Source organism: Micromonospora sp. Utrum1, assembly GCF_057197805.1.
Window position 1 is genome coordinate 3,160,458 of the sequence record NZ_CM170071.1, and the last position, 17,046, is coordinate 3,177,503.

15 protein-coding genes are annotated in these 17,046 nt (G+C 71.4%); 8 read left to right on the forward strand and 7 right to left on the reverse strand.

All coding sequences use genetic code 11. The annotated features are described in order from the left end of the window. Positions 1–10 precede the first annotated feature (10 nt). Positions 11–541 carry a GNAT family N-acetyltransferase gene (locus AC0OLQ_RS15020; protein ID WP_484531825.1) on the forward strand — a complete coding sequence of 177 codons (531 nt, stop codon included), beginning with the start codon at positions 11–13 and terminating at the stop codon, positions 539–541. A gap of 34 nt (positions 542–575) precedes the next feature. On the opposite strand, the gene AC0OLQ_RS15025 is transcribed toward AC0OLQ_RS15020, so the two are convergent. The 3 genes from AC0OLQ_RS15025 to AC0OLQ_RS15035 are packed head-to-tail and all read right to left on the reverse strand — an operon-like array spanning position 576 to position 2,230. After that, a complete protein-coding gene (locus tag AC0OLQ_RS15025; RefSeq protein ID WP_484531826.1) occupies positions 576–824 on the reverse strand; it encodes a hypothetical protein in 249 nt (82 codons plus the stop codon). Continuing rightward, the gene (locus AC0OLQ_RS15030; RefSeq protein WP_357343604.1) at positions 821–1,144 is read right to left on the reverse strand and encodes a DUF4326 domain-containing protein; all 324 of its coding nucleotides are present in this window, start codon (positions 1,142–1,144) and stop codon (positions 821–823) included. The genes AC0OLQ_RS15025 and AC0OLQ_RS15030 overlap by 4 nt, the downstream gene beginning before the upstream one ends. Positions 1,145–1,189: 45 nt before the next feature. After that, on the reverse strand, positions 1,190–2,230 hold the full coding sequence (locus AC0OLQ_RS15035; protein ID WP_484531827.1) for a LacI family DNA-binding transcriptional regulator: 1,041 nt from the start codon (positions 2,228–2,230) through the stop codon (positions 1,190–1,192). Between the two features lie 231 nt (positions 2,231–2,461). On the opposite strand from AC0OLQ_RS15035, the gene AC0OLQ_RS15040 reads away from it, so the two are divergent. The 7 genes from AC0OLQ_RS15040 (at position 2,462) to AC0OLQ_RS15070 (ending at position 12,677) form a co-directional block, all read left to right on the forward strand. Further along, on the forward strand, positions 2,462–3,412 hold the full coding sequence (locus AC0OLQ_RS15040; RefSeq protein WP_484531828.1) for a LamG-like jellyroll fold domain-containing protein: 951 nt from the start codon (positions 2,462–2,464) through the stop codon (positions 3,410–3,412). A 38-nt stretch (positions 3,413–3,450) separates the two neighbouring features. Continuing rightward, the gene (locus AC0OLQ_RS15045) at positions 3,451–5,556 is read left to right on the forward strand and encodes a PQQ-dependent sugar dehydrogenase (RefSeq protein WP_484531829.1); all 2,106 of its coding nucleotides are present in this window, start codon (positions 3,451–3,453) and stop codon (positions 5,554–5,556) included. A gap of 267 nt (positions 5,557–5,823) precedes the next feature. After that, on the forward strand, positions 5,824–7,959 hold the full coding sequence (locus tag AC0OLQ_RS15050) for a ThuA domain-containing protein (RefSeq protein ID WP_484531830.1): 2,136 nt from the start codon (positions 5,824–5,826) through the stop codon (positions 7,957–7,959). A gap of 894 nt (positions 7,960–8,853) precedes the next feature. Beyond that, entirely contained in the window at positions 8,854–10,098 is a 1,245-nt protein-coding gene (locus AC0OLQ_RS15055) for an SGNH/GDSL hydrolase family protein (RefSeq protein ID WP_484531831.1), read from the forward strand. 148 nt (positions 10,099–10,246) lie between these two features. Then, the gene (locus AC0OLQ_RS15060) at positions 10,247–10,798 is read left to right on the forward strand and encodes a YciI family protein (protein WP_484531832.1); all 552 of its coding nucleotides are present in this window, start codon (positions 10,247–10,249) and stop codon (positions 10,796–10,798) included. Positions 10,799–10,914: 116 nt separating this feature from the next. After that, entirely contained in the window at positions 10,915–11,874 is a 960-nt protein-coding gene (locus tag AC0OLQ_RS15065; RefSeq protein ID WP_484531833.1) for a WD40 repeat domain-containing protein, read from the forward strand. A gap of 47 nt (positions 11,875–11,921) precedes the next feature. Continuing rightward, a complete protein-coding gene (locus tag AC0OLQ_RS15070) occupies positions 11,922–12,677 on the forward strand; it encodes a hypothetical protein (protein ID WP_484531834.1) in 756 nt (251 codons plus the stop codon). A 27-nt stretch (positions 12,678–12,704) separates the two neighbouring features. On the opposite strand, the gene AC0OLQ_RS15075 is transcribed toward AC0OLQ_RS15070, so the two are convergent. From AC0OLQ_RS15075 to AC0OLQ_RS15090, 4 genes are read right to left on the reverse strand one after another with little or no spacing between them, the layout of a single operon-like run. Then, entirely contained in the window at positions 12,705–13,829 is a 1,125-nt protein-coding gene (locus AC0OLQ_RS15075) for a glycerate kinase (protein ID WP_484531835.1), read from the reverse strand. Beyond that, positions 13,829–14,671: a sugar phosphate isomerase/epimerase family protein gene (locus AC0OLQ_RS15080; protein ID WP_484531836.1), complete on the reverse strand. Its 843-nt coding sequence runs from the start codon at positions 14,669–14,671 to the stop codon at positions 13,829–13,831. The genes AC0OLQ_RS15075 and AC0OLQ_RS15080 overlap by 1 nt, the downstream gene beginning before the upstream one ends. Positions 14,672–14,729: 58 nt before the next feature. Next, a complete protein-coding gene (locus AC0OLQ_RS15085) occupies positions 14,730–15,893 on the reverse strand; it encodes a dihydrodipicolinate synthase family protein (RefSeq protein ID WP_484531837.1) in 1,164 nt (387 codons plus the stop codon). Next, a complete protein-coding gene (locus AC0OLQ_RS15090; protein WP_357343556.1) occupies positions 15,890–17,041 on the reverse strand; it encodes a Gfo/Idh/MocA family protein in 1,152 nt (383 codons plus the stop codon). Before AC0OLQ_RS15090 ends, AC0OLQ_RS15085 begins: the two co-directional genes overlap by 4 nt. Positions 17,042–17,046: the final 5 nt, after the last annotated feature.

A 17,046-nucleotide genomic window follows, 5' to 3' on the forward strand; every position in this document is an offset into this window, starting at 1 on the left:
AGACCCGCCGATGACCAGCCCGCGCACCGTCCGGACCGCCCGCCCCGCCGATGTCGCCGCCCTCGTCGATCTTATCGAGTCGGCGTACCGCGGGGAGCGCAGCCGGGCCGGCTGGACCCACGAGGCGGACCTGCTCGGCGGGCAGCGCACCGACCCCGACATGGTGGCCGAGGCGGTGGCGCACCCGGAGGGCACCGTCCTGGTCGCCGAGGACGGCACGGGGATCGTCGCCTGCTGCCAGTTGGAGCACCGCGATGACCACGTGTACTTCGGGATGTTCGCGGTCTCCCCGGGGCGGCAGGGCGGCGGGCTGGGCCGGGAGCTGCTGGCGGAGGCCGAGCGGTTCGCCCGGGACCAGTGGCACGCCGGCGAGATGCGGATGACGGTGATCACGCAGCGGGCGGACCTGATCGCCTGGTACGAGCGCCGCGGCTACCTCCGTACCGGCGAGCTGAGCCCGTTCCCGTACGGCGACGAACGGTTCGGCGTGCCGCTGCGACCTGACCTGGCGTTCGAGACCCTGCGCAAGAAGCTCGGTTGACTTGAACGCGTCGCCGGCCACTCCGGCGGCCCGCTCACCGACCTCGTGTCGGTCCGTCCGGCGCCGGGCGGAGCCGCCGGACGGCCCGGAGAATGCCCTGGTGGACCGCCACGCCGACGCCGGCGTTCAGCAACGCCAGTCCGGACGCGGCGACCAGTCCCGGCGTGACGTCCATCGTCTCCGTGGCGACCAGCAGGACGGGCCATCCGACGGCGGCGACCGTCAGCGGCAGCCACCACCAACGCCCGAGCAGTAGGCCGAGGAGGATCAGGCTGGGAATCATGTTCTCGACTCCGGCGGCGCGTCGGCCAGCTCGGCGATCACCTCGGCGTGGCAGCGCTCCGGCACGCACCAGCACCCGAGCCGACGCCCGCGCAGCTCGGGCAGCAGGGCCAGCAGGTCGGGCCGGCCGAGCAGGTACGCCCGGTACTTCGCGACGACCTCCTCGCGCGTGCCGTCCGGGCCCGGCCGGAACGGGCTGGACAGCGGGGACTGCGGCAGCCGCCAGCCGCCGCGCGACATGGCTCGCCCGACGTAGACCACGTCGGCGTACGCCGGGTCGTCCCGGTGGCCCTTGAGGTTGACGACTGTGGTTGCCCCCATGGCCTTCAGCTCCTCGCGTTCGCGCCCATGGCGTCAGTCTGACGGTCAGCCGCCGGGCGCGGGTACCGGGCCGGTGGAGTCGCGGACGACGAGCGTGTGGCCGGTGGGCCGGCGTCGCGGCCGGGCCGACCTCGGCTTCAGCGCGAGGGTCAGCGCCATCCGCCCCATCCCGGTCATCGGCAGCCGGACGGTGGTCAGGCTGGGCGCCAGGTCGGCGGCGACCGACACGTCGTCGAAGCCGACCACCGACACCCGCTCGGGCACCGGGATGCGCCGGGACCGCAGCACGGAGAGCACGCCGATCGCCATCGCGTCGTTGAGCGCGATGATCGCGGTGCTCTCCGGGTGGTGGTGCAGGATCCGCTCGGTGGCCACCCGGCCGCCGTCGCGGGTGAAGTCGGAGTGGACGACGGCCAGGTCGTCGGGGGAGTGTCCGTGCGCGGCGAGCGCGGCGGTCACCCCGGCGAGCCGGTCAGCCACGGTGGTCAGGCCCGGGGTGCCGGCGGCGACGGCGATCCGCCGGTGGCCGAGGGCCAGCAGGTGGGCGCCGATGGCCCGGCCGCCGGCCTCGTTGTCCGGTACCACCGCGTCGACGCCCAGGGCGTGCCGTCCGATGACGGCGACCCGTCCGCCGGCCCGTTGGAAGCCGGCGAGTTCGGCGCGTGCCTCGGCCTCCACGCGCGGGTCGTCGTAGCCGGACCCGGCGATGAGGATGATCCCGACCTGCTGGGCGATGAGATGCCGAAGCTGGCGTAGCTCGTTCTCCGGGTCCCGTCCGGAGTGGGCGATCTGGACCAGCAGGCCCTCCTCGGCGGCGACCTGGAGCACGCCGCTGGCGATCTCGGAGAAGTACGGGTCGTCGATCTGGTGGACGATCAGGCCGACGGTGGAGCTGGCGCCGCCGGCGAGGGTGCGGGCGTACGGGTTGGCGACGTACCCGAGCTCCCGGGAGACCTGCCGGACGTGCCGGGCCACCTCCTCGCTGACGCCCTCCCGCCCGGCGAGGGCGCGGGAGGCGGTCGCCAGCGAGACGCCGGCGCGTTCCGCCACGTCGACGAGACGCAACCGTGGTCCGGGTCGGGGCATGGGTAACTCCTGGGAGACATTGATCCGCACCGCGCTCTTGCCTGTGGCGTAGGGCACAGCATAGGGTACGAAAGCGCTTACGTAAGCGCTTTCGTACGTGCGGCACGGCCGCCGTCCTGACCCGACACATCGCCAAACTCGCACTCCCTGAGCACCGGTTCACGCCCGGTACGTAAGCGATTTCGTCACCGCACCACCGCACCACCGCACCGACGAAGGGAGCACCTCCACATGAGAAGACCTCGACGCGTCGCGGTCGCGGCCACCGCCGTGCTGGCGCTGGCGCTGACCGCGGCGGCGAGCCCGGCCCGGGCCGACCGGCCCGGACCGCATGACGTCCACCCGGCCCTCTGGTCGCACCTGGTCGCCTTCTACGACTTCGACCACCCGGTGGTCGGCGATCCCGCGCTCGAGCGCGACCTGGGCCGGTCCGGCACCGAAATCGAGCTGGTCAACGGCGGCGCGGCCATGCGGGTGCCCGACCAGGCGTACAAGGGCAGCGGCGACGCGTTGCAGACCCGGCAGGTCAACCCGCAGGCCGCCGGCAACGACGACTGGAAGGCCGGCATCTGGTCGTCCAGCGGCGTCCGGACGCTGCGCCCGTTCAGCGGTGCCGAGGGCACCACGGTGATGGGCTGGTTCAAACGCGAGATGGACGGCCCGGCGCTGAACTCCACCACCGCCAACCCGACCGACCGGTTCAACGCGATCGGCCTGGCCGGCGTGCTGACCGGCGACTCGGACGGGCACGGCGTGCGGGCCCTGCTGGAGCTCATCGACGTGAGCGGTAAGCTGCGCCTGGTCGCCCTCGGCCGCCGCGTCGACGGCGGAGCCTCGCAGACCTTCGCCGCGAACGAGGACTGGCGGACCCTGCTGCCGAAGGGGGAGTGGGTCCACCTGGCCGCCACCTACGACTTCACCACCGGCACCATGGCGCTCTACCGCAACGGCGAGCCGGTCGACGGCTTCTACACCACCGCCGGCGACCCGTGGCAGCTGAACGGGCCCGGCCCGCACGTCACCAGCGCCACCGACCCGCGCGGCATCAAGATCGGCGGGAGCTTCCCGCAGAACACCCTGGAACGCAACCCGTGCGACTGCCGCATGGACGGCCTCATGTTCCTCGACAGCGTGATCCCGGCGAGCGACGTCGCCAAGCAGTACCGCTACATGGCCCGCTGACCGTTCCTCGGTCCGTCCCACCGAGAAGGAGAACCCGCGTGTTCATTCGCGCTGGCAGCACCGGCAGGCTCTGCAGAGCCGCGCTCACCGCCGGGGTCACTGCCGCCACCCTCGTCCTGTCCACCCTGGTCGCCGCACCCGCCCGGGCCGACGGCGCCGTCTACGACCCGATCCCCGAGTCGCAGATCCAGTCGCGGCTCGGGCTGGTGCTCCAGGCGTACGCGAGCTTCCCGCAGTCCACCCCGAACCCGGCCCCGGTCGACCAGCGGCTGGTGCGCAAGGCCCGGATCAACACGATCAGCGAACTGCCCGACGGCTCCGGTCGCCGGGCCGTGCCGGACCTCAACGGCAACCTCTACCTCGTCGAGAACGGCACGCCGCACGTCTACCTGGACGTGGCGGCCACCTTCGCGCCGCAGTTCTTCTCCGGCCGCGGCCTCGGCCAGGGCTTCGGGTACGTCGCCTTCCACCCGGACTTCGGGCGCAACGGCCGCTTCTACACCATCCACACCGAGCAGGCGTCCCTCGCCACCCGGACGCCGGACTACGCCCAGCCGAACACCATCTACCAGGCCGTGATCACCGAGTGGACGGCCACCGACCCGGCCGCCGACACGTTCGCCGGCAGCCACCGGGAGGTGCTGCGGATCGGCTTCGGCGGCCAGATCCACGGCGTCCAGGAGATCAACTTCAACCCGACCGCGAAGCCGCACGACCCCGACTACGGGATGCTCTACCTCGCCGTCGGCGACGGCGGCCAGGGCGCCCGCAACAGCGACCCGCAGAACATGGGCCTGCCGCACGGCAAGCTGCTGCGCATCGACCCGCGCGGCACCAACGCGCCCAACGGCCGGTACGGGATCCCGTCCGACAACCCGTTCGTCGGGCGGGCCGGCGCGCTCGGCGAGATCTACGCGGTCGGCTTCCGCGACCCGCACCGGTTCAGCTGGGACACGGCCACCGGCCGGATGTACCTGGGCCACATCGGCGAGCACGCCATCGAGTCGATCTACGAGGTCCGGGCCGGCGACAACTTCGGCTGGAGCGAGCGCGAGGGCAACTGGGTCTTCGACAAGACCGCCACCAACCCCTGCGACAAGCTCTACCCGCTGCCGGCCGACGACGCGAAGTACGGCTACACCTACCCGGTGGCCGCCTACGACCACGACCCGGCCGCGGGCTGGAACTGCACCTCCGACGTCGGCGTCGCGGTGGCCGGCGGGTTCGTCTACCGCGGACACACCGTGCCCGCCCTGATCGGCAAGTACGTCTTCGGCGACCTGGTCGACGGCCGGGTCCTCTACACCGAGGCGAACGAGATGCGCCGCGGCGAAGGGCTCGCCCCGATCCACCGGTTCGCCCTGTACACCACCGCCGGCGACCTGGTACGCATGCAGGACCTGTCCAGCCCGGGCGCGCCCGGCGACCCGAACCGGGTCGACCTGCGCTTCGGCACCGACGCCGCCGGCGAGCTCTACATCCTGGCCAAGGCCAACGGGAAGGTCTGGAAGGTGGTCGGCACGAAGACGGTGGCGGAGGGCGACGTGGGCAGGACCAAGGTGGTCCACACCGGGGGCGCGGAGAACTGGATGCCGGTCACCCCGTCGAAGTGGCAGTTCGAGGGCGACCAGGTGATCCTCGCCGAGGCCGGCGTGAGCCGCCCCGGCCCGCGCCGGCCGTTCGAGTACGCCATCCTCAACAAGGGCCCGGCCTTCTCGTCGGTCCAGATCGACGCCCGGGTACGCCTCGACACGCCGGTCGAGGTCACCAACCGGGACGTGATCATCGTGTTCGGCTGGCAGTCGGACACGCAGTACTACTACGCGCACCTGTCCACCGACAACACGATCTACCCGCACAACGGCATCTTCAAGGTCAACAATGCCGACCGGGAACGGATCGACCACCAGTGGAACGGGCGCTCCCGGGGCGCCAACCCGGCGATCACCGACGCGGACTGGCACAAGGTGCGGGTCGTACACCTGCCCGCCACCGGCGAGATCGCCGTCTACGTCGACGGGCACAGGGATCCGCTGCTGACCGCGAAGGACACCACCTTCACCTCCGGTCGGGTCGGCTTCGGCTCGTTCGACAACATCGGCCGTACCCGTCTGTTCACCGTGACAGGCACGCCGGCGGCCTGACGTACTACCAGCGTGGGGGGCGACGGGCACGACGCCCGCCGCCCCCCGCGGCGTTCGAGGGATGTGGATGTTCTGCTTGAGTTTCGGAACCCTGCGCCCGGACTTTTGATGATCTGAGGCAAAAGTTTCCCAAGGATCTATCTATCTTTCTACTGTGGTCGACGATAGTCTCTCGCCGAGAGCACCCCGCGTCCATGCGCTTGCTCCCGGCTACCTGGCTCGTCGAGATCCGCCTCCACTTCCGCGCTGGAACTGGAAAGGAACCACATGCCCAGCCAACCTCCGGTCGCGAGAACCCTGAGCCCGCGCCCCTCCCGCCGAGCAGGCACGGACGCCCGCCGACGTCTGCTGCGCTGCCTCGTCGCCGCCGTCCTACCGGCGGCATCCCTGTCCGCGGGCTCGCTCGCCGTCGGCACCCCGGCATGGGCCGCGCCCACCAGCGCACCGGCCGTCCTCACCCCGACGGCCCCCACCGGCACCAACGGCTTCTACCGAGGCCCGGTCACCGTGAACCTGTCCGCGACCGACGCGGTCAACGGTGTCCAGCGCCTGGAGTACCGACTCGGGAACTCGGCCCCGTTCCAGACTGCGGCGTCCGCGGCCGCCCCGTACCCCGCCAGCCTGACCGGCTCGGTCCAGATCACCCAGCAGGGCACCACCGCCGTCGGGTACCGGGCCATCGGCGGCGACGGCTCGGCCGAGGCTGTCCGCACCATCACCATCCGCGTCGACACCGTCGCGCCGGTGGTCAGCTGGCCCGGCATCGTCGACGGGCACGCCGGACACACCGCGACGCTGATTCCGACCCGGACCGACCCCGCTCCCGGCTCCGGCGGCGTCTTCATCCACCGCATGTGGATCGACGGTACCGAGGTCACCCCACTGCCCGTCGCCACCTCCACGCTGACCACCGGTGGGCACACGATCAGCGTCGTGGCCAGCGACGCGGCCGGCAACGCGGCACGCTTCGATCAGGCCTTCGTGGTGACCACGTCCTTCGCCGATCTCGACGTCCTCATCGCCGACTTCGTCACCAGCGACGCGATCAGCGCCGCCGCCGGGGAGAGCCTGCGCGCCGCGTTGGCGGAGGCGGCTAGCCTGGCGGACGCGGGCGACACCAACCGGGCGGTAAGCGCCCTCAACCAGTTCGTCGCCACCGCGCAGCGAGTGACGGAACCCGGCGCCTTGCGGGACACGCTGGTCGGTGACGCACGCTACCTGAAGCAGCAGGTCACCAACTCGCTGCCGGAGACCCCGACCACCGGCATGACCGTCACGCCGACCGCGGGACCGAACCCGATCCCGGCGGCCACGCCGCTCGCGGCGTCGACGAACTTCCCCGGCGCCAGCTTCCGGGTCCTGTACTTCTCGGCCACCAAGGGTTTCCGCCACGACCACATCCCGGACACCGCCCTGCTCCTCGAGCGGTTGGGCGAGCAGTACGGCTTCGACGTCGACATCTGGGACCCGAGGCTCGCCCCGGCGTCGCTGCCGAGCACGCCGTTCACCTCCGCCGCCGACCTGGCGAAGTACAAGACCATCATCTTCTCCTCGCCGGTGGACGGGACGAACCCCAACAGCGCGCCGGACGCGGACGCGCTCAATGCCAGCGAGCTGGCCGCCTTCAAGGCGTACATCCAGGCCGGTGGCGGGTACGTCGGGCTGCACGGGGCGTCGGACGCGATCCACAACGTGCCCTGGTACCGCGATTTGGTCGGAGCATGGTTCACCAACCACCCCGGCGGCCAGAACGGCGAAGGTACCTGCGGTAGCTGCATCAACGTGCGGGTCAACACCGAGGACCCCACGAACTCCGCCGTCGCGCACCTGCCGAAGACCTGGCTCACCATCGACGAGCTGTACAACTTCGACCACAACCCGCGCTCTGAGGTGCACACGCTGCTGAGCCTCGACGAGTCGTCGTACCAGCGGAGCTTCAACAGCGGGAACGCCGCGACCAACCCGCTGCGCCTGATGAACGGGGACCACCCGATCGCATGGTGCCAGGAGTACGACGGCGGACGCGAGTTCTCGCTCATCCTCGGCCACGACCGCGCGCAGTACTACCGCGACCCGTTCACGCGGATCCTGCTGAGCGGTATCCACTGGACGGCCGGGCAGACCGAGGCGAACTGCTCGACCTTCCGGCAGACCCGGACGCTGATCAGCGGCGACGCTGTCGCCGGTGCTCTGGACGCAGAGTCGGCCGCGGCCGCCTCCGCGCTGCTCGACGACGCCCAGGCCGCCTACCTGGGGCAGGATTACCAGGCCGCGACTGCGTCCCTCAACCGGATCATCGCGATCGCCGGCACTCCCGCCGCCGGCAGAGAGGCGGCGCGTGCCGAGCTCGACCGTCAAGCCCGCCAGCTGCGGGACTGGATGTTGTCGTTGAAATCGTTCTGACCCCTGCGTTGCGGCCGGCCCCCTGCGGGCCGGCGGCAACGCAGGCGAGGACGTCCAAGGCGTCCTGCAGCCGGTCGGCCAGCACGGCAGCGGCCTCGTTCAACCACCGCGCCGGGTCGTGCAGCGCCACGTCGACGACTCGGCGAGCTCCACCAGGGACGCCGCCGCCAGCGACGGGTCTCGCTCCAGCAGCGCCACCTCGGCCGCTCCCGCGCCCTTCTACGGGCCGAAGGTGGCGCCTGCCTCGGCTGGTCCGGTCGAGTACCCCAACCTCGACGAGGGTCCGGCATGGTCGTCGGTCCAGATCGACGCCCGGGATCGCCTCGACGAGCCGGTGCAGGTCGCCAACCGGGACGTCATCATTATCTTCGGCTGGCAGTCGGACGCAGTACTCCACGCGTGCCGCAGCAGGTGTCTCCTGCGACGGTGTGACGGCAGGAGACCGCGCTGATCTGGGACCGTCAGGATCGTCCGCCGTGCCTCGCGGTGCGGTCGGGTTCCGATCTCGACGACCGAAACCGTAGGCCAGGCAACGGTGTGCGTTGACACGGCGCGCCCAAAACACCCACGACATCGTCAGTAGAGCCTGAAATTGGACCACCTCTATCGGCCCGGTGGATCTGGCGAGCATGTGGTGAGTTCGGCCGCTTGCCGGCGGATGAGAACCGCTCATCGCCCGATCGAAGCCGCTCAACTCAATTACGGCACCGAAATGCTGCGCCTTGCCGCGAAAACAATTAATGTGATCTATGCGTTGGCAATCAGATGAACGGCCGGCGATCCCGGCGCCTGACTGCCGAACGCACAATCCTTGGTCGACCATTCGCCTCGCGGCCTTCCCTGCCCGGGCAACTGCCGCAAGCAGAGCCACCACCACTGAGGGAGTCATTCCTGATGAGTCATTCACGCAAGCCCCTGGTTACCACTGGGCTCGCCATCGCCGCCGGCCTGACAACGGTCGCCGCCCTCACCGGACCGGTCGCCGCGGAGCCGGGCTCCGACGCCTCCACACGGGCGACCTCGGTCACCACCGACCAGGTCGTTACCTGGGGTGCCAGTGCGGACCGCACCGGCGGGTCGTTCACCGACCAGACGGTCCGCAACATCGTCCACACCAGCATCGGCGGCACGAACCTGCGCATCTCACTGTCGAACGTGTTCGGTGACCGCATCGTGACCTTCGACTCGGTCTACGTTGGCGTTCAGAGCGGGGGCGCCAGCGTCGTACCGGGCACCAACCGGCAGGTCACCTTCGCCGGCAGCAAGACAGTGAGCGTTCCTAACGGCGCCGAGGTCCTCAGTGACCCGCTGCCGGGCGACGTGCCCGCCGACACCAACCTCACGGTCAGCATCCACGTCAAGGGCGCCAGCGGCAGCCTGACCGGGCACAACCTGGCCATGCAAACCAACTACATCTCCGGGGCCGGCGATCACGCCGCGGACACCGACGGCACGGCCTTCACCCAGCAGGCGACCCGCTGGCACTGGGTCGATGCGCTGGTCGTCGACCAGCAGCAGCAGGTCGACACCGTGGCTACGCTCGGCGACTCCATTACCGATGGCTACGGCTCCACGCGCGACGCCAATCACCGGTGGCCGGACTACCTCGCCCGCCGGATCGCGGAACAGCCCCCGGCGCACCAGTTCGGGGTCATGAACGAAGGCATCTCCGGCAACCGGGTGCTCACCGACGGCGCCGGGGTGAACGTCCAGGCCAGATTCGACCGGGACGTGCTCTCCCAGCCCGACGTTCGCACCGTCATCCTCATGGAGGGCATCAACGACATCGGCGGTGGTGTCGCGACGTCGGCCGACCAGCTGATCTCGGCCTACCGGATCCTGATCGCCCGCGCCCACGCCGACCAGACCTGCATCCTGGGCGCCACGCTGACCCCGTTCGAGGGCGCCGGCTACTACAGCCCCGCCAAGGAGGTCATCCGTGAGCAGGTGAACACCTGGATTCGGACCAGCGGCGAGTTCGACGGGGTCATCGACTTCGACCAGGTCACCCGCGACCCCGCGAACCCCAAGCGGTTCCTGCCGGCCTACGACGTCGGCGACCACCTGCACCCCAGCGACGCCGGCTACCAGGCGATGGCCAACGCCGTCGACCTCAGCCACCTCGAGTGCAAGCGATAGCAAGACCAGTGCTCCACCTCGGCAGCTCTTCGCACCCACCCGGTCAGCGCTGAGGGGAGACGGCCGTAGGGCCCGCGCCGACGTGGCGCGGGCCCTACGTGCCGAGCCGATTCGCGGGCGCACTCGGGATGCAGGCGAGGATGTGGGCATGGAGTTCTTCTGCTACCACCGCGACCGGCTCGGCTCCCTGGCCTTGCGGGAGGAGTTGCTCGAGAATCACTGGTCCTACATGGACCGGTATGCGGCGGAGATGATCGCCCGTGGCCCGACCTTCGCCGCCGACGGCGACACGCCCACAGGCAGCGTGCACATCCTCGACCTGCCCGATCCCGCCGCCGCCCGAGCGTTCGCCTTCGACGAGCCCAACTACCAGGCAGGCGCGTACCGGGACGTGCTCCTGCGCCGGTGGCGCAACCTGCTGGGGCGGACCATGTGGGACTTCCCCGGGGGTCGGACCGGCGGCAACCGCTACCTGGTTCTCGGTCTCGGCGCGGGACAGGCCGCCGACCTCGACGTGCCGCCCGACCGGCCGGACCTGATCGCGTACGGGCCGCTGCTCTCCGACGACGGCGCCGCCTGGCTGGGCACGGCGGCCCTGGTCCGGGCAGCGGACCCGGGTGAGGCGCACGCCGTCCTGACTCCGGACCGGTACGCCGAGATCGAGGTGCACGCCTGGGCGTTCGGCGGGCGGCCGTCCTGAGGGCGACGGCGCAACGGCACCATGCTCATGATGCGCGACAGTTGCCCCGTCTGAGAGCTTGACGACGTTCTATAAAGTGCGGTGAGATTGTCTCGCGATTTCGGGGGAGGGCGTCGGTGCGATTCGTTGCGGGCGTCGCAATGCTGGCCTGTCTGGCGGCATGCCAGTCGACTCCCAGGCAGACGACCTCCGACGGGTCCGACCCGATCGTCACCACCCAGGCGTCACCGACGTCGATCACGCTGCCGGCCGAGGCCTTCGACCTGCCGTGGCGTCAGCTCGATCGTCATCTCAGCCAGGATGGACGATTTGAGGCCAGGCACGTCAACGAATGGGTGGTGGTCACCCGGGACGGCGAAGAGTTCGGCCGTTTCGGCACCGCTGCCGAGCGCATCCTCGGCGCGGACTTCTCGCCGGACGGACATTATCTCGCCGTAGCGCATCCCGACACGGTGATCCTCTATGACTTGAGGACAAAGCAACCGAAGGCCTTGTTCACCCCGTCCGTGGAGAGCATTCGCTTCTCATCCGACAGCGCCTACCTGGTCGGCCGGGAGGACTACCAGCAGGTCCGCAACGGGCGCCTCGTGGTGATCGACGTGGCGACGGGGAAATGGGTGACCTCGCCGGTGCCGCCGCAGATAGAGGTGTCCAACGATCCGGGCAAGTACTGGTACTCGGGATCGCTCGCCGTTTTCGATCACGGAAAGCAGGTCGTGGCCGCCGGCAGCGACGGGTTCCTGCACTGGGCGGTCGAGAGTCAGAAGCTTTCCTGGGTGCCGTGCGGCTGCGGAGCGGACACCGGCGCGGTGAACCGTGCCGGCAGTCTGGTGGCCCTGGTGATTCCGGACAACAGGCTGTCGCTGTGGGACGTGGCTGGCCGACGCGAGCAGCGGGTTTGGGCGCTGCCCGAGCGACCGCCGCTGAACGGGGACTACCAACTGCGGTACTTCGGTGTGGAGCCGCACTTCACGGAGGACGGGAAATGGCTGCTGCTCGACGGAGGCGAGGGCGGGCAGGTCTGGTCGGTACCCGACGGCGTCCGCGTGCAGATCCAGCCACGCGGCCAGAACTGAGCCCTTGGCGGCGGGTGCTGCAGTCCGTCGGCAACGGCTGGCGGTTCGTGGTCGGCGGCACCGTCCTGGCGGTCATCGGCACCGCGGCGGGCCTCTATGTCCCGAAGGTGCTCGACCCGCAGGACGAGCGGCCGATCGCGATCAACGTGGTGAGCAACCCCGCCACCGTGCCGGCCTGGGGAAACGACGTGTTCTCGATCGTCATGCCCACGACTGCACGTCCCGCCACACGTCCTCCGCTCGACTGCCCCTCGATCGTGGATTGGGCGCACCGCAACGGCGGGGTCGATCAGGAGGCCACCAGGGTGCGGCTGGTGACGCAGGGCCTGTCCGACAAGGGTGTGCTCATCCAGGGGATGCGCGCACACATCATCAGGCGTTCGGAGCGCCCTGACCCCGGCGGCACCTCACTGACCTGCGGCGGCGGGCAGGGCACGGTCACGCCGCGGCAGGTTGCCATGAATCTGGACGGGGCGGTTCCGTCGGCCGAGTACGCCACCAAGGTCGACGGCCGGTTGCCGCTCTTCGGGTTCACCCTCGAGAAGGGAGAGACCGAGGTCTTCGAGCTGACCGCCACCACCAGGGGCACGGTGGAGTGGGTCATCGATCTCGACCTCGTCGTGGGCGGCGAGTCGCAGAACGTCCAAGTGACCAACCATGGCCAACCCTTCCGGACGACCGGCTTCGTCAGTCCGCACGGATACCGGGTCATGGCCGGGACGGACCACTGGGTGGAGTGCACCGGCACTCCACCGACCTGCAGCACCACGACAGTGTCACCGGCTGACTTCCGCTACTCCTGACCGTCCCCCCGGAGCTGGCGAACGCCGCTACGGGCGGACGCGGCGAGGAGCACCGTCCGGTCCGTGGGTCAGCCGCCGGGACAGCGCCGCGCCGGCCTCGGCCAGCCACGTCGTCGGGTCGTTCAGCGCCGCCTTGACCGACCCCGCGAGCTCCACCAGGGACACCGACGCCGCCACCGACGCGGGAACCGGTCCGGCGATCTGCCCGGCGGCCACTCCGACGCGTACGCCGACGGACGTGGCCGAGTCCAGCAGCGAGCCGACCACCTTGCCGGTCAGCGAGGTCTCGTCGAACCGCCCCTCGCCAGTGAGCACCACATCCGCGCCGGCGAGCGCGTCCGCCAGTCCGAGCAGTTCGGCGATGGTCGTCGCGCCCGGCACGATCCTGGCCCCCCACACGGCCGCCAGGCCGTACGCGGTGCCGCCCGCCGCGCCGGCTCCCGGCTCGTCCGGGTCGCCGCCGGCCAGCTCGGTGAACCGGCGCAGCGCGGCGTCCAGCAGCGTCACGTCCGCCGGCTCCGCGCCCTTCTGCGGCCCGTAGACGGCGGCGGCGCCGGCCGGGCCGGTCAGCGGTGCGGTCACGTCGACCAGCAGCCGCACGCCGCCGGGCGGCGCGGGCAGCAGGTCGGTGGTGTCGAGGTGGGCCAGCCCGGCCAGGGCGCCGCCGCCGAGCGGCAGGTCCACGCCCCGGTGGTCGCGCAGCCGCAGGCCGAGGGCACGCAGCGCGCCGGTGCCGCCGTCGGTGGAGGCCGAGCCGCCGAGCCCGATGACGAGGCGGGTGGCCCCGGCGTCGAGGGCGGCCCGCGCCACCACGCCGAGCCCGTAGGTGTGCGCGCCGAGCGGGTCCGGCCGGCGCATCAGCGGCAGCCCGCTGGACTGGGCCAGCTCCAGCACGGCCGTCCCGTCGGGCAGCAGCAGCCAGGCGGCGGAGACCGGCCGGCCGTCGGGCCCCGGCACGGCCGTGGTCCGGCGCTCGGAGTCGGGCCGGGCGGCGGCGAAGGCGTCGACCGTGCCCTCGCCGCCGTCCGCCAGGGGAAGCAGCCGTACGTCGTCGCCGGGCCGCCGGGCCAGCCAGCCGCGGGCGAGGGCCCGGGCGGCGTCGCCGGCGGTGACGGAGCCCTTGAACGAGTCGGGCGCGATGACGACCCGCATCAGTCGGCGAGCACGAGCCGGAGGTAGCGGTCCTTCATGGTCGCGAGGACCTCGTCGGGGTCGGTGGCCCACACCTCGGCGTTGAAGATCTCCACCTCGGTGTCGCCGGCGTAGCCGGCCTCCTCGACCGCCCGCCGGAACGGCGGGAAGTCGATGTGCCCGTCGCCCATCATGCCCCGGCCGAGCAGCACGTCGGCCGGCAGCGGGGTGAGGAAGTCGCAGACCTGGAAACTGGCGATGCGGTCGCCGGCCCGGGCGATCTGCCGCCAGACGTCCGGGTCCCACCAGATGTGGAAGGTGTCGACGACGACCCCCACCTGCGCGACCGGGAACGGCTCGGCCAGGTCGAGCGCCTGCCCGAGGGTGGAGAGCACCGCGCGGTCCGCGCAGTACATCGGGTGCAGCGGCTCCAGGGCGAGCCGCACACCCCGCTCGCCGGCGTACGGGGCCAGCTCGGCCAGGGCGTCGGCCACCCGCTGCCGGGCGCCGCGCAGGTCGCGGGAACCGGGCGGCAGGCCGCCGACGACCATGACCAGGCAGTCTGTGCCCAGGCCGGCCGCCTCGTCGATGGCGCGCCGGTTGTCTGCCAGCGCGGCCCGGCCGGCCTCGCCGTCGGCGGTGAGGAAGCCGCCCCGGCACAGCGACGACACCCGCAGTCCCGCCTCGGCGACGAGCTTCGCGGCGGTGGCCACCCCAATCTCGGCCACCGGCTCGCGCCACAGCCCGATCGCCGGGATGCCAGCGCGGACGCAGCCCTCGACGGCCTCCCGCACCGACCAGGACTCGGTGGTCCGCTGGTTCAGCGACAGCTTCGCCAGCCGAGGATCGACCTGCGCGTTCACGCTGTGCTCCTCTTCGTTCGCGGCTGCGGGGCTCGCAGGACCGGCTCACTCCTCGCGCTCACGCCGACACCCCGGCGACGGACAGGTAGCGCCGCATCCGGGCGACGGCCAGGTCCGGGTCGAGCAGCAGCCCGGCGGCGTCGGCGAGCCGGAACACCTTCACCAGGTGCGGCACGCTGCGCCCGCTGTGCAGGCCGCCGACCATGGTGAAGCCGGGCTGGAAGCCGTTGAGCCAGGACAGGAACGCGATGCCGGTCTTGTAGTACTGCGTCGGCGGGGCGAAGACGTGCCGGGACAGCGGCACGGTGGGGTCCAGGATCTCCCGGAAGCCCGCTGTGTCGCCGGCGTCGAGGCGTTGCAGCGCCGCCGACGCGGCTGGGGCGACGGCGGCGAACGCGCCGAGCAGCGCGTGGCTGAACCGCCGGCCGTCGCCGGCGATCAGCTCCGGGTAGTGGTAGTCGTCGCCGGTGTAGACCTTGACGGTGGGCGGCAGTAGCTCGCGCAGCCGCACCTCCCGCTCGGCGTCGAGCAGCGACACCTTCACCCCGTCGATGACGTCGGCGTGCGCCTGGATCAGCGAGACGAAGGTCTTGGTCGCCTCGTCGAGGTCTGTCGCGCCCCAGTAGCCCGCGAGGGCCGGGTCGAACATGTCGCCGAGCCAGTGCAGCACGACCGGTGTGGACGTCTCCCGCAGCACCTGCTCGTAGACGCGCAGGTAGTCGTCCGGTCCGGTGGCCAGCGCGGCGAGCTGCCGGCTGGCCATGACCACGGGGGTCGCGCCGCACTCCTGCACGTAGGCCACCTGCTCGACGTACGCGGCAACGACCTCGTCCAGGGTGTCCGGCAGGCCGGTGAGCTGGTCGGTGGCGGCCCCGGCGACGATGCGCCCCCCGCAGGAGGCGGCTTCGGCGGCGCTGCGCCGGATCAGCTCCCGGGTGGCCGCCCAGTCCAGCCCCATCCCGCGCTGGGCGGTGTCCATCGCCTCGGCCACGCCGAGCCCCCAGGACCACAGGTTGCGCCGGACGCTCAGGGTCGCGTCCCAGTCCAGCCGGGCGGGCCGGCCGGGCGCGTTGTCGGCGTGCGGGTCGGCGACCACGTGCGCCGCGGCGTACGCGATCCGGCTGGCCGGCGGTGTGGCCGGCCGCCGCCAGCCGGCCGGCTCGCGCAGGGTCAGCGCCTCGGCGCCGCCGTCCGGGCGCGGCAGGGTGATCCGGGCGGTCACAGTCCGATCTCCTCGATCTCGATCCGCCGTCCCTCCCTGGCCGAACGCAGTCCGGCCTCGGCGAGCTGCACCCCCCGCACGCCGGCCAGGAAGTCCCACGGGAACGGCTCGCCGTCGACGACGTGCCGCAGGAACGCCTCCCACTGGACCTTGAACCCGTTGTCGAAGTCCTCGTTGTCGGGGACGGTCTGCCACTGGGCGCGGAAGTTCTCGGTGACCGGGAGGTCCGGGTTCCACACCGGCATCGGGGTGGCGCCGCGGTGCTGGATGCGGCACTCGCGCAGCCCGGCCACGGCGCTGCCGTGCGTGCCGTCGACCTGGAATTCGACCAGCTCGTCCCGGTACACCCGGACAGCCCACGAGGAGTTGATCTGGGCGGTGATGCCGCCGGCCAGCTCGAAGATGCCGTACGCGGCGTCGTCGGCGGTCGCCCGGTAGGTCTGGCCGGTCTCGTCCACCCGCTCGGGGATGTGCGTGGCGATGTGCGCGGTCACCGCGGTGACCGGGGCGAAGATCTGCTCCAGCACGTAGTGCCAGTGCGGGAACATGTCCACGGTGATACCGCCGCCGTCCTCGGCCCGGTAGTTCCAGCTCGGCCGCTGCGCGTCCTGCCAGTCACCCTCGAACACCCAGTAGCCGAACTCGCCGCGCACCGACAGGATCCGCCCGAAGAAGCCGCTGTCCACCAGCCGCTTGAGCTTGCGCAGGCCGGGCAGGAAGAGCTTGTCCTGCACGACACCGTTCTTGACGCCCCTGGCGGCCGCGAGCCGGGCCAGTTCCAGCGAGCCGGTCAGCCCCTCGGCGAGCGGCTTCTCGGTGTAGATGTGCTTGCCGGCCTCGATGGCTGCCCGGATGGCTTTCTCCCGCTGCGCGGTCACCTGCGCGTCGAAGTAGATCTGGTGGGAGTCGTCGGCGAGCGCGGCGTCCAGGTCGGTCGTGTACGACGTCAGCCCGTGCCGGGCGGCGATGTCGGCGAGCTTGGCCTCGTTGCGGCCGACCAGGGTCAGCTCCGGCCAGATGCGGCTGCCGTCGCGGGCGGGCAGGCCGCCCTGCTCGCGGATGGCGAGCAGGGATCGGACCAGGTGCTGCCGGTACCCCATCCGTCCGGTCACCCCGTTGAGGATGATCCCGATAGACGTGCGCTCCACGTGTG

What these genes read in the sequence shown, in the direction of transcription:
- AC0OLQ_RS15030 (WP_357343604.1), bottom strand. Translation starts at nt 1,144, where the DNA reads ATGGGGGCAACCACAGTCGTCAACCTCAAGGGCCACCGGGACGACCCG.
- AC0OLQ_RS15055 (WP_484531831.1), top strand. Translation starts at nt 8,854, where the DNA reads ATGAGTCATTCACGCAAGCCCCTGGTTACCACTGGGCTCGCCATCGCC.
- AC0OLQ_RS15050 (WP_484531830.1), top strand. Translation starts at nt 5,824, where the DNA reads ATGCCCAGCCAACCTCCGGTCGCGAGAACCCTGAGCCCGCGCCCCTCC.
- AC0OLQ_RS15040 (WP_484531828.1), top strand. Translation starts at nt 2,462, where the DNA reads ATGAGAAGACCTCGACGCGTCGCGGTCGCGGCCACCGCCGTGCTGGCG.
- AC0OLQ_RS15035 (WP_484531827.1), bottom strand. Translation starts at nt 2,230, where the DNA reads ATGCCCCGACCCGGACCACGGTTGCGTCTCGTCGACGTGGCGGAACGC.
- AC0OLQ_RS15025 (WP_484531826.1), bottom strand. Translation starts at nt 824, where the DNA reads ATGATTCCCAGCCTGATCCTCCTCGGCCTACTGCTCGGGCGTTGGTGG.
- AC0OLQ_RS15020 (WP_484531825.1), top strand. Translation starts at nt 11, where the DNA reads ATGACCAGCCCGCGCACCGTCCGGACCGCCCGCCCCGCCGATGTCGCC.
- AC0OLQ_RS15075 (WP_484531835.1), bottom strand. Translation starts at nt 13,829, where the DNA reads ATGCGGGTCGTCATCGCGCCCGACTCGTTCAAGGGCTCCGTCACCGCC.
- AC0OLQ_RS15060 (WP_484531832.1), top strand. Translation starts at nt 10,247, where the DNA reads ATGGAGTTCTTCTGCTACCACCGCGACCGGCTCGGCTCCCTGGCCTTG.